At 61.0% G+C, this 12369-nt stretch carries 13 protein-coding genes; 5 read left to right on the forward strand and 8 right to left on the reverse strand.

Going from position 1 to position 12369, the window contains the following annotated elements; genetic code table 11:
- Window positions 1-2: 2 nt before the first annotated feature.
- The 7 genes from M1E10_RS07655 to hemE form a co-directional block, all read right to left on the reverse strand.
- Complete coding sequence (locus M1E10_RS07655; RefSeq protein WP_499175768.1) at window positions 3-791, reverse strand: ParA family protein; 789 nt, start codon at window positions 789-791, stop codon at window positions 3-5.
- Window positions 792-812: 21 nt separating this feature from the next.
- Window positions 813-1430 carry a 16S rRNA (guanine(527)-N(7))-methyltransferase RsmG gene (gene rsmG, locus M1E10_RS07660; RefSeq protein WP_499175769.1) on the reverse strand — a complete coding sequence of 206 codons (618 nt, stop codon included), beginning with the start codon at window positions 1428-1430 and terminating at the stop codon, window positions 813-815.
- Window positions 1430-3304, reverse strand: coding sequence for a tRNA uridine-5-carboxymethylaminomethyl modification enzyme MnmG/GidA (gene mnmG, locus M1E10_RS07665; RefSeq protein WP_499175770.1), 1875 nt, complete (start codon window positions 3302-3304; stop codon window positions 1430-1432). Before mnmG ends, rsmG begins: the two co-directional genes overlap by 1 nt.
- 33 nt (window positions 3305-3337) lie before the next feature.
- Window positions 3338-4639, reverse strand: coding sequence for a tRNA modification GTPase (gene mnmE / locus M1E10_RS07670; protein WP_499177119.1), 1302 nt, complete (start codon window positions 4637-4639; stop codon window positions 3338-3340).
- Between the two features lie 91 nt (window positions 4640-4730).
- Window positions 4731-5996, reverse strand: a complete 1266-nt coding sequence (gene rho / locus M1E10_RS07675; RefSeq protein ID WP_499175771.1) for a transcription termination factor Rho — start codon at window positions 5994-5996, stop codon at window positions 4731-4733.
- A 181-nt stretch (window positions 5997-6177) separates the two neighbouring features.
- Window positions 6178-6723, reverse strand: a complete 546-nt coding sequence (hemJ, locus tag M1E10_RS07680) for a CopD family protein (RefSeq protein ID WP_499175772.1) — start codon at window positions 6721-6723, stop codon at window positions 6178-6180.
- On the reverse strand, window positions 6723-7682 hold the full coding sequence (hemE, locus tag M1E10_RS07685; protein ID WP_499175773.1) for a uroporphyrinogen decarboxylase: 960 nt from the start codon (window positions 7680-7682) through the stop codon (window positions 6723-6725). Before hemE ends, hemJ begins: the two co-directional genes overlap by 1 nt.
- A 472-nt stretch (window positions 7683-8154) precedes the next feature.
- On the opposite strand from hemE, the gene M1E10_RS07690 reads away from it, so the two are divergent.
- The 5 genes from M1E10_RS07690 to dnaQ are packed head-to-tail and all read left to right on the forward strand — an operon-like array spanning window position 8155 to window position 11787.
- Window positions 8155-8976, forward strand: a complete 822-nt coding sequence (locus tag M1E10_RS07690; protein ID WP_499175774.1) for a pyruvate, water dikinase regulatory protein — start codon at window positions 8155-8157, stop codon at window positions 8974-8976.
- Between the two features lie 32 nt (window positions 8977-9008).
- A complete protein-coding gene (locus tag M1E10_RS07695) occupies window positions 9009-9608 on the forward strand; it encodes a Maf-like protein (protein WP_499175775.1) in 600 nt (199 codons plus the stop codon).
- Complete coding sequence (locus M1E10_RS07700; protein WP_499175776.1) at window positions 9601-10458, forward strand: shikimate dehydrogenase; 858 nt, start codon at window positions 9601-9603, stop codon at window positions 10456-10458. The genes M1E10_RS07695 and M1E10_RS07700 overlap by 8 nt, the downstream gene beginning before the upstream one ends.
- Window positions 10455-11063, forward strand: a complete 609-nt coding sequence (gene coaE / locus M1E10_RS07705; RefSeq protein ID WP_499175777.1) for a dephospho-CoA kinase — start codon at window positions 10455-10457, stop codon at window positions 11061-11063. The genes M1E10_RS07700 and coaE overlap by 4 nt, the downstream gene beginning before the upstream one ends.
- Window positions 11056-11787: a DNA polymerase III subunit epsilon gene (dnaQ, locus tag M1E10_RS07710; protein WP_499175778.1), complete on the forward strand. Its 732-nt coding sequence runs from the start codon at window positions 11056-11058 to the stop codon at window positions 11785-11787. Before coaE ends, dnaQ begins: the two co-directional genes overlap by 8 nt.
- Before the next feature lie 18 nt (window positions 11788-11805).
- Here the strand turns inward: dnaQ and secB are convergent, their stop codons facing one another.
- Window positions 11806-12285 (reverse strand): protein-export chaperone SecB, encoded by a 480-nt coding sequence (gene secB / locus M1E10_RS07715; RefSeq protein WP_499175779.1) that lies wholly within the window; start codon window positions 12283-12285, stop codon window positions 11806-11808.
- Between the last annotated feature and the right edge of the window lie 84 nt (window positions 12286-12369).

Here is a 12369-nt window from a genome sequence, read left to right on the forward strand (position 1 = left end):
CGTCAGGCCGCCTTCCGGCGCCGTTCACGCTGGATAACCTCTGAGGCCAACTGCAGATAGGCCTGGCTGCCAGCACACTTCAGGTCGTAAAGGATTGCGGGCTTCCCATAGGAAGGCGCCTCGGAGACCCGCACGTTCCGCGGGATCAACGTGTGATAGACCTTGTCTCCGAGATAGGTGCGCACGTCATTGACGACCTGCTGCGCCAGATTGTTGCGAGCATCAAACATCGTTAGGACGATCCCCTGGATGTCGAGACCGGGATTGACCGTCTGCTTCACCTGGTTGACCGTTTCCAGCAGCTGGCTCAGACCCTCAAGCGCAAAGAACTCGCATTGCAACGGCACGAGCACGGATTGCGCCGCGGCCATGGCATTCATGGTCAGCAGGTTGAACGACGGAGGGCAATCTAGGATGATGTAGGAGTAGGGTAGGGCGATTTGGGTCAAGGCGCGCTTGAGGCGAAACACCCGGTCCGCCTGCTGGGAGATCTCCATCTCGAATCCTAGGAGGTCCATCGTGGACGGGACGATGGAGAGATTGGGGACTGCCGTCGGCAGAACCGTCTCCTCCACGCTATGCGTCCCCATCAACAGGTCATAGGAGGACACTGCGCGATCGCGACGATCGATACCCAAACCGGTGCTGGCATTGCCTTGCGGGTCAAGATCGATGATCAGGACATGCTCGCCGATGGCGGCAAGCGCAGTCGCCAGATTGATGGCGGTCGTCGTCTTGCCGACGCCGCCCTTCTGGTTCGCGATGGTGATAATGCGATTAATAGGGTTCATGCCGCACCTGACGAACGAGGGCTATCGATCTTTCGGCCGGAGGTTGCTCACTTCAAGAATAATGGAGTCGCTCTCGACGGCACTGGGATGTTCTACCAGATCGAAGTCCCAAGCACCACGCGCTTTACCAACTTCCCGCTGGTAATCCCGCCCTTTATGGAAAAAGCCTCTTGCGCCCGTCCCCGAAAGCCAAGGCGACGCGTATCCGAGCAGAAGATCCAGCTCCGCGAGTGCCCGTGCAGACAGATAGTCACAGGCCTCGATCTGCTTGGCAGCTTCATCGATTCGCGCGGGATAGACTGTCCCTCGAGCCTCGGTTTCCAGTAACGCAACCCGCAGGAACGAGGCCTTCTTCTGATTGCTTTCCACCAGATGAACCCAGCCCCCATCTGTTTCTTTCAGCATAATGGCCGTGATGATCCCTGGAAATCCACCACCTGACCCGAGATCTACCCATGTAGCGGCCTGAGGCTGCAGCTGGAAAAGTTGCGCGCTGTCAGCGATGTGCCGATCCCACAACTCAGCGATTGTCGAGGGCGCCACCAGATTGATGCGCGAAGCCCACTTGCGGAACAGCTCCGCAAAATGTTCAAGGCGCTCCTGCGTTTCACGTGAAACACGCTTTCCGTTCAGCTGCATCAGGAGACTCGTTTGGCGCGATTCGGGTTGCTCTTCTTGATCATCGCCAGCAGAAGCGCGGAGGCTGCAGGGGTCATACCCTCGATGCGCGCGGCTTGAGCAAGCGAAACCGGCTTCAACGTCATCAGTTTCAATTTCAGCTCGTTCGAGAGGCCCGAAATAACCTGATAGTCAAAATCTTCTGGAATCGTGAGAGCTTCATCTCGCCGCAACACGCTGATGTCCGCTGTCTGCCGGTCAATATAGACCGCATAGCCCGCCTCGATCTCCAGAGCTTCCGCGACGCCCTTGGGAACATCACCAAGCTCAGGCCAGCACCCGCGCAGGCTGGCCAGATTCATCTCCGGATAGGCCAGCAAGTCGTAGGCGCTTCGGCGCTGCCCATCCTGATTGATCTTGATACCTTGGGATAAAGCCTCGGTCGGGGTCACGAAGATGGACTGCAGCCGCTCACGCCAGTTCGCCAGATCCCGCACATAGCCACCGAAGCGCTCCGCACGAGCACGCACGACGATTCCGAGCGAAATGGCCTCGGGCGTCAAACGGACGTCTGCATTATCCGCGCGAAGCGAAAGCCGATACTCGGCACGGGAGGTGAACATCCTGTACGGCTCGGTGACACCCCGGGAGGTCAGGTCGTCGATCATCACGCCGATGTAGGAGGTCGAACGGCTGAAGTGATAGGCGGCACCACCGCCCGCCCGCAACCCTGCATTCAGCCCCGCCGCCAGTCCCTGGGCCGCCGCTTCTTCATAGCCCGTCGTTCCGTTGATCTGCCCCGCCAGGAACAGGCCAGAGATCTTCTTGACCTCGAGCGCCTGCGTGAGTTCGCGGGGATCCACATGATCGTACTCGATCGCGTAACCCGGCTGAACGATCTCCACCCGCTCCAGGCCCGGGATGGTCCGGATAAAGGCTTCCTGGATCTCGACTGGCAGGGACGTGGAGATCCCATTGGGGTAAACCGTGGCGTCGTCGAGACCTTCGGGCTCCAGGAACACCTGGTGGCCGTCCCGTTCACCAAAGCGCACGATCTTGTCCTCGATCGACGGGCAATACCGCGGGCCAACGCCCTCGATCTGCCCGGAGTACATCGCCGACAAGTGCATGTTATCGCTGATGATCTTATGCGTTGCCGCAGTTGTCCTGGTCACGCCGCACGCGATCTGCGGGTTTGCGATCTTGTCCGTCATGAACGAGAACGGCACCGGATCTTCGTCTGCTTCCTGCAGACTGACAGAACCCCAGTCGATGGTCGCACCATTCAGGCGGGCCGGTGTGCCGGTCTTCAGACGACCAAGCGCGATATTGTGGCGCGCCAGGGTTGCGGACAGACCCATGGATGGTGCCTCACCCACCCGTCCGGCCGGAATCTTTTCGGAACCGATATGAATGAGACCTCGCAGGAACGTCCCAGTCGTCAACACCACGGCGGCACAGGTGAAGACCTGGCCGTCAGCCATGATGACCGCATTAATCCGACCATCCGTGATCTGAAGGTCACTTGCATCACCTTCGATTACCGTGAGGTTTGCATGCTCTTCGATTTCTCGCTGCATGGCCAGCCGATAGAGCTTCCGGTCTGCCTGGGTGCGGGGACCGCGCACAGCGGGACCCTTTTTCCGGTTGAGGAGCCGGAACTGAATGCCCGCCGCATCCGCCACCCGACCCATCAGCCCGTCCATCGCATCGACTTCGCGCACCAGGTGGCCTTTTCCCAGTCCACCGATTGCCGGATTGCACGACATCACCCCGATGGTCTCGCGCTTATGGGTGATGAGGGCGGTGTGCGCGCCCAGCCGCGCAGCCGCACTGGCCGCTTCGCAGCCGGCGTGCCCACCTCCAATGACAATGACGTCAAATTGCTCTGTCATGCCCGCCTTCCGGATCCGCGTGTTTCACGTGAATCATTTGCCGATACAAAACTGCGAAAAGATGACGTCGAGCAATTGCTCGACATCCACGGCTCCGGTGATCCTGCCCAGCGCGACGGCTGCCGCCCGCAGGTTTTCCGCCCGAAGCTCGGGTTGCCCCGCCTTTAGCGCTTCTGAAAGGGAATTGGAAGCATCTAGCAGAAGATCAAGCTGACGCTGACGCGTCGGCGCCATCGAGCCTGACCAGATCCCGCGCACCCTCTGACGGATGGCCTCCCGCAGAGCGTCCAGTCCCTCCTCGTTCCTTACAGAAATGCAGAGGTCATAGCCCGTTGACGGTGCGTGCAGATCGAGCTTGCTCCCCACCCGCAGCACGTCCTTTTCCTCCGGAATGACGGGTTGTTTCGGGTTCGAATCAATCTCCTCCAGCAACAGGATGAGGTCAGCCTTTGCGATGGCGTCATGGGCGCGGCGGATGCCTTCCTGTTCCACCACATCTTGGCTCTCCCTGAGCCCGGCCGTGTCGAACAGCCGCACGAGGTAGCCATCCATGTCGAGATCGACCTGCAGTACGTCTCTGGTCGTGCCGGCCACCTCGGTGACGATGGCCACGTCCCGGTCGGCGAGCGCATTCAAGAGGCTGGATTTGCCCGCATTTGGCTGTCCGATGATAGCGATCTTGTAGCCATCTCGAATAATCTCTCCGGCGCGTGCGGTCTCAACGTGCCGGCGCAGTTCCTGCTGCAGGAGAAGCAGGTCCGGCCCGACACTGTCGGCCACTGAGCCCGGGACATCCTCTTCTTCGGAAAAATCCAGGTCTGCTTCGATCATGGCGCGGGCATGCGTCAGTCGTTTCGCCCAACCGTTGTATAGGTCAGACTGACCCCCTAAGCTCTGTTCGACGGCAAGCCGTCGCTGCATCTCGGTCTCGGCCGCAATTAGCTCCGAAAGGCCTTCAGCCTCGACGAGGTCGATCCGGCCATTTTCGAACGCCCGCCGTGAGAACTCTCCCGCCTCCGCCGCGCGCAATCCGTCGGCAGCGGCGAGTTCCTTCAGGACGGCGGCGACCACGGCGCGACTGCCATGCAGTTGCAGCTCCACGCAGTCCTCGCCGGTGAAGGACTGCGGCCCTGGGAAGACGAGCACCAATGCCTCGTCCAGCACAGCTCCGTCTGGAGCCACGATAGTCCTGAGCGCCGCCTGGCGTGGCGATGGCAGCTCCCTGCGGGTCAGCGACCGGAGAGCCGGCAACGCTAAGGGACCGCTGATGCGCACCACGGCGACGCCGGCCGGCAGGGCACCACTGGACAGGGCGAAGATCGTCGTTGGCAGCATCGTCATGCAGTTGCACCTGAGTGGTAGAGGCGGAAACGGAAAACGCCCGACACGAATGCCGGGCGTTCCAACGGATGAATCCGGCTAATGTTTAGGTGTTCATCGAATCGAAGAAGTCGCCGTTGCTCTTCGTCTGCTTCAGCTTGTCGATCAGGAACTCGATCGCATCGGTCGTTCCCATCGGCGCGAGGATGCGGCGCAGCACGAAGATCTTCTGCAGATCCTGGCGTGGCACCAGCAGGTCTTCCTTGCGCGTCCCGGACTTCAGGATGTCCATGGACGGGAAGATGCGCTTGTCGGCGACCTTGCGGTCGAGCACGATTTCCGAGTTGCCGGTACCCTTGAACTCTTCGAAGATCACTTCGTCCATGCGGCTTCCCGTATCGATCAGAGCCGTCGCAATGATGGTCAGCGAGCCGCCTTCCTCGATGTTACGGGCTGCACCGAAGAAGCGCTTCGGCCGCTGCAGGGCATTGGCGTCCACGCCGCCCGTCAGCACCTTGCCGGAGGACGGCACGACGGTGTTGTAGGCGCGGCCCAGGCGCGTGATCGAATCGAGCAGGATCACAACGTCGCGGCCATGCTCGACGAGACGCTTGGCCTTCTCGATGACCATCTCCGCAACCTGCACATGGCGCACTGCCGGCTCATCGAACGTGGAGGAGACCACTTCGCCCTTCACCGAACGCTGCATGTCCGTCACTTCTTCCGGCCGTTCGTCGATCAGCAGGACGATCAAATAGCATTCGGGGTGATTGGCGGTGATGGAATGGGCGATGTTCTGCAGCAGAACGGTCTTGCCGGTGCGCGGCGGCGCGACGATCAGGCCGCGCTGGCCCTTGCCGAGCGGCGCAACCAGATCGATGACGCGCGCGGATAGATCCTTTGACGTGGGAACGTCGAGTTCCATCTTGAAGCGCTCGTTGGGATAGAGCGGCGTCAGATTGTCGAAATGGACCTTGTGGCGGATCTTCTCCGGGTCGTCGAAGTTGATCGTGTTGACCTTGAGGAGGGCAAAATAGCGTTCGCCTTCCTTAGGCCCGCGGATCGGTCCCTCGACGGTATCGCCAGTCTTCAGCGAGAACCGGCGGATCTGCGAAGGGGAAATATAGATGTCGTCTGGGCCTGGCAGGTAGTTGGCGTTAGCCGAGCGCAGGAAGCCGAAGCCGTCCTGCAGCACTTCCACCACGCCTTCGCCGATGATTTCCACATCCTGGCTCGCCAGAACCTTGAGGATACCAAACATCAGCTCCTGCTTGCGCATTGTGCTGGCGTTTTCGACCTCGAGAGATTCGGCGAAGGTCAGCAAATCGGTCGGCGATTTGCTTTTGAGTTCTTGAAGCTTCATTTCAGCCATGAAGGGACCACGTTGCGCATAGATGGGGGAAAAGGCGTGCCGGTGAAACTCTCGACCGCGGAGTTTTCCGGGGAGTATGAGCAATTACACGCATGCCACGAGATGAGATGGCGAAAGTAGCGGGTCCCGCAGCCCACCGCAAGGGGCTACGGAGATTTCTTCGCCGAATTCGAAGTGGCGCCTAGAAAGGCTTGACGATGACGAGGATCACGATGGCGATCATCAGCAAGGTCGGCGCCTCGTTCATCATCCGCCAGTAGCGTGGCGATTTGCGGGGACCATCGGCCGCAAATCCACGCACCGCCCGGCTGAACAGCACATGCACCACCGTCAGCAGGACGACCAGTGCGATCTTCGCATGCAGCCAGCCGCCCTGGAAACGAAACACGTCCCAGGCCAGGTAAAGCCCGAGACCCCAGGTGATCATCATCGCCGGGTTCATGATCACCTTCAGAAGCCGCTGTTCCATGACCTTGAAGGTCTCCGACTGCTCGGAGCCGGGCGCCGCATCGCTGTGGTAGATGAACAACCGCGGCATGTAGAGCAGCCCCGCCATCCAGGAGATCACCGCCACCACATGCAGCGCCGTCATCCAGCGGGAAAAACTGTCCGGTTGGCCGAGGTAGAGCCCGATGATGATGGCGATGAAGACACCGATCGCCATATAGGCCCGCAGCCCGGCGCGGCGCCCGGCGCTGGTCGAGACCTGTTTTTCCGTCTCCGTCATCAAGTCGTTCCCCGCACACGCCGCACCAGCTCGGCCACATGCTCCGGATCCGCCTCTGGTGTGATGCCATGCCCGAGGTTGAAGATCAGCGGACCCTGCCCGAGCGCCTGCAGGATCGCATCGATGCCCTCTTCCATGGCCCTGCCGCCGGCCACCACACGCATCGGATCGAGATTGCCCTGCACCGGGCCGTCCTTCTGCAGCTCGGCTGCAAACGACAGCGGAACGGTCCAGTCGAGCCCGATCGCGTCCGCATCCGTGCCCTGCCGGTAGGTCTTCAGGTTCATGCCCGCACCCTTGGCGAAGGCGATGATCTTAGCGCCGGGACGGGCTTCACGCACCCTGCGGATCATCCGCGCCACCGGCTGCAGGGCGTAGCGCTTAAACTCTTCCTCGCCCAGCACGCCGGCCCAGGAATCGAAGATCTGCACGGCATCGGCGCCCGCATCGATCTGCGCGATCAGATACTCTGCGGAGATATCCGCGAGCAGCGTCAGGAGCTTCTCGAAGGCTGCCGGATGACGATAGGCAAACAGCCGGGCAGGGGCCTGGTCCGAGGTTCCGTGGCCAGCGATCATGTAGGTGGCCACGGTCCATGGCGCGCCACAAAAACCGAGGAGAGTCGTTTCTGTCGGCAGTTCCTGGCGCAGTCGACGCACGGTTTCAAATACCGGCTGCAGGTGATCCATGACGCCCGACGGATCGAGCAGGTCGATCTCCGACTCCGAGATCGGATCCATCTGCGGCCCTTCTCCCTGCACGAAACGCACGTTGCGGTTCAGGGCATCGGGAATGACCAGGATGTCGGAAAACAGGATGGAGGCGTCGAAGCCGTAGCGGCGGATCGGCTGGAGCGTGACCTCGACCGCATGCTTCGGCGAATAACAGAGATCGAGGAAGCTTCCGGCCTCTGAACGGGTTGCGCGATACTCCGGCAGATAACGTCCTGCCTGTCTCATGAGCCAGATCGGTGGTGGCGATACCGTTTGGCCTTCTAGGACCGCTATGATCTTCCTGACTGGGGCGGTCAAGGTTTTCCTCCTAAATAATAAAATTGAATCTTAAAGACTTTCTATTTCTTAGAGTCGGTGACTATCAAGGATTAAACGTCCTCCACTCCGGGCGCGACAATCGGCCACTCGAGGCACCGGGTGTGGACAGCCAACGAGACGAACCGGCAGTGTCTGGGGACAAGTCGAAATCTGCCAGATATTTCCGAGACATGCGGCATCGGGTGAGAGGCCCCGCTCTGTGGATAACGCCAGGACGAATGAAGTCCGCTTCGTTGTTGTCACCGTTATCCACATGCGCTCTGGATTCTGTTCCGCTCAGGGCCTTATGTGGATAAGTCGCCGGTTTTCCCCACCCCCCGGCACCGATTTCTCAAACCGACCGGTTCTCCCGAGTTATCAACAAAGGGTAAATAACAACGTGGAGAACAAGAAAAACTTCTTTCATTTGCACCTGATATCTGACTCCACCGGCGAAACGCTGATTTCGGCCGGCCGCGCGGCCTCCGTCCAGTTTCATGGCTCTACCGCCGTGGAGCACGTCTACCCGCTGGTGCGAAACCGCAAGCAGCTCCTGTCGGTCCTCGAGGCGATAGATCGCCAGCCCGGCATTGTTCTTTACACGCTGGTGGATCAGGAGCTTTCTCATCTCGTCGACATGCGCTGCCGCGAGATCGGCACGCCGAGCGTCAACGTTCTTGAACCGGTCATCGCAACGTTCCAGACCTACCTGGGTTCGCCGTCACGCCGTCGCGTCGGCGCACAGCATGATCTGGACGAGAGCTATTTCGCGCGAATGGATGCGCTGAACTTCACGATGGACCATGACGACGGTCAACTGCCGGAGGATTACGATCAGGCGGATGTCATCCTGGTTGGCATCAGCCGCACGTCGAAAACACCGACCAGCATCTATCTCGCCAACCGCGGCATCAAGACGGCCAACATGCCGATCGTGGTCGGTGCCGAACTTCCCGCAAGCCTGCTGCAGGCGAGCAGGCCGCTGATCGTCGGGCTGATCGCCACCACCGAACGCATCTCGCAGGTTCGCGAAAATCGCGAGCTGGGTACGACGCAGGGCTTCGACCGCCGCTACTACACCGACCGGGCAACCATCCAGGAGGAGCTGAAGTACGCGCGAACCCTCTGCGCCCGCCATGGCTGGCCGATCATCGATGTCACCCGCCGCTCGATCGAGGAGACGGCCGCCGCCATCGTTGCGCTGCGCGACAAGCTGCGATAAGCCGCCGCTACAATCTAAGGAGAGAAGGCGCCGTGACTCCACTGCTTGTTCTGGCCTCGTCCAGCCCCTTTCGTCGCATGCTGATGGAAAATGCCGGTCTCGCCTTCCAGGCGATCGCGGCAGATATCGATGAGCGTGGGATCGAGCGCGAGCTGGAGGAAACGGACGCCCGCCCCGAGCAGGTCGCCGTAGAGCTTGCGCGTGCCAAGGCGCTCGACGTCAGCCGACGTATCCCCGGTGCGCTGGTGATCGGCTCGGACCAGACGATGTCGCTCGGCGACCGCGTCTATCACAAGCCGAAGGATCTCGAAGAGGCGAAGCGCCATGTGCTGTCCCTCTCGGGAAAGATCCACCGCCTCAACAGTGGTATTGCCCTTGCCCGGGATGGCGAGGTTTTGTGGGATCATCTGTCACACGCGGATCTGACGGTCCGGACGCTTTCGGCGCAATTCGTCGACGGCTATGTCGCCCGCTGCGGCGAGAAACTGCTGGGCAGCGTCGGCGCCTATCAGCTGGAAGGCGAGGGGATCCAGCTCTTCTCCGAAATCCGGGGAGACTATTTCACCATCCTGGGGCTGCCCATGCTGCCGCTCCTGGACAAGCTTCGGGACCTGCGTGCCATCGATGGCTGATTCACGTGAAACCATGGTTAAGGCTTTCGTTACCGGCTGGCCGGTGAAGCATTCGCGCTCGCCGCTGATCCACGGCCACTGGCTCAGACAGCACGGCATCCGCGGGGAATACCGGGCAGAGCCGGTGTCAGCTGCCGACTTCGCCGGTTTCATCGCGGGTCTGAAGTCCGGCGCTTCGCCCTATGTCGGCGGCAACGTAACGATCCCGCACAAGGAGATGGCCTGCCGTCTCGCCGATAACGTCGACCCGATTGCCGGCGAACTCGGTGCCGCAAACACACTTTGGCTCGAGGACGGCCTGCTGCAAGCGACGAATACCGATGTCCATGGCTTCTCAGCCAATCTGGATGAGCGGCATCCCGGCTGGGATCAGGCGCAAAAGGCCGTTGTTCTCGGTGCCGGCGGCGCCAGCCGCGCCGTCATCTATGCCCTGCGCGACCGCGGCGTCGATGAGATCCATGTGGTCAATCGCACCCTGGCAAGAGCCCAGGACCTGGCGGACCGCTTTGGCGCCAGCGTTCATGCTCACCCCATGCCGGCCTTGGCGGAGGTAACGCAAGGGGCAGACCTCTTCGTCAACACCACCTCGCTCGGCATGGATGGCGAAGAGGCGCCCGTCCTCGATTTCTCCACGATGGCCCCAGGCGCACTGGTGACCGATATCGTCTACGTCCCCCTCAATACGCCGATTCTCGCCCGGGCGCAGACCCAGGGTCTGGCGACGGTCGACGGTCTCGGCATGCTGCTGCATCAGGCGGTGCCGGGATTTGAGAAATGGTTTGGCGTCCGCCCGGTGGTCGATGAGACGCTTCGGGCGCTCGTAAGAGCCGATATGGAGAGGCATGCATGATCATCATCGGATTGACCGGTTCGATCGGCATGGGAAAATCGACGACGACCCGAATGTTCGCCGAGGCCGGCCTCGCCGTCAACGATGCCGATGCTGTCGTCCATGATCTCTACCGCTCCGACGCCGTCGAACCGATCGGCGAGGCTTTTCCCGGCAGCGTTGCCGACGGAAGGGTGGATCGTCAGGAACTGGCGCGGCAGCTGGCTGCGGATCCAGCGCGCTTCAAGGATCTGGAAGCGATCGTCCATCCACTGGTGCGGCAGCGGGAGGCTGCATTCGTTGAGGCCCGGCAGGCCGCCGGCGACGACATGATCGTCCTCGACATCCCCCTCCTGTTCGAGGTCGGTGGTGAGAACCGCGTCGATGTCGTCGTGGTCGTCACCTGCGATCCAAGGGTCCAGCGCGAGCGGGTGCTTGCACGTCCGGGCATGACTGTGGAAAAATTCGAACTGATCCTGGCCCGCCAGGTGCCCGATCAGGTAAAACGCCAGAAGGCGGATTTCCTGATCGATACGGGGCAGGGGATGGAAGCGGCGCGGGCTCGTGTCCACGAGATCATTGCGGCGCTGCGCGCCGGCAAAAGAAGCGAGACATCCGATGCGTGAGATCATCTTCGATACGGAAACCACGGGACTCGAGACGAAGCTCGACCGGGTGATTGAAATCGGCGGGATCGAGCTGGTCAACAACTTCCCGACCGGCCGCAGCTTTCACTACTACCTGAACCCCGGCGACCGAAAGGTTCATCCGGATGCGCTCGCGGTTCATGGACTGACGGATGAATTCCTCAAGGACAAGCCGCGTTTTGGAGAGATCGCAGCGGAACTGCTGGAGTTCTTCGACAGCGCAAAATGGATCGCCCACAACGCGATGTTCGACATCGGCTTCATGAACGCCGAGTTTGAACGCATCTCGCTGCCCCCGGTGCCGCCCGAGAGCATCGTGGACACGCTGTCGTTGGCGCGGCGCAAGCATCCCATGGGCCCGAATTCGCTGGATGCCCTTTGCCGTCGCTACGGCATCGACAATACCCACCGCACCAAGCACGGCGCGCTGCTCGATTCCGAGCTTCTGGCGGAAGTCTACATCGAGATGACCGGTGGTCGTCAGGCAGCCTTCGGACTGGTGGAGGTCGAAACCTCCACGACGGTCAACGAGATGGACGAGATCAACATCTCCGGCATCTCCGGACGTCCCCGTCCCTTGCCCGACCGGTTGACCCCGGCCGAACGGCAGGCGCATCAGGCCATGGTAGCAAAGCTCGGGGCCAAGGCGCTTTGGAGCAGTTACGACGCAAAAAGCCCGGATGGGCAGATCCGGGCTTCCTGATTTGCTTGGAACGAAGGATCAGCTGTTGAGCGTCTGAACCTTGGCTTTCGCCTGTTCCTGCGCCATGCGCTGCGTGAACATCTGTGCGAAGTCGATCGGGTCGATCATCAGCGGCGGGAAGCCGCCATTGCGGGTCACGTCCGCCACGATCTGTCGGGCGAAGGGGAACAGCAGCCGCGGGCATTCGATGAACAGAACCGGCAGCATGTGTTCCTGCGGGAAACCGGTCACCCGGAAGACGCCGCCGTAGACGAGCTCGGCCGCAAAGACGACCTTGTCATCTTCCTTGGCGTCGACGTTGAGTGTCAGAACCACGTCGAAATCGGTTTCCGAAAGCGGGTTGGCATTGACGTTGACGTTGATGTTGATCGCCGGGGCCTTGTCTCGCGCCTGCAGCGAACGTGGCGCGCCCGGATTTTCGAACGAAAGATCCTTCGTGTACTGCGCAAGAATGTTCAGCGAAGGGCTCGGTGCGCCCTGGGTGTTGTCGTCGGCCATGGGATTTCCTCGAGACAAGAGACGTTAGAGCGGCGTCTAACATTTCACCCACGGCCTTACAACCCTTGCGGGGTGGGTGAAGCC

The sequence above is a fragment of the Rhizobium sp. PK7-22 genome (genome assembly GCF_056530405.1).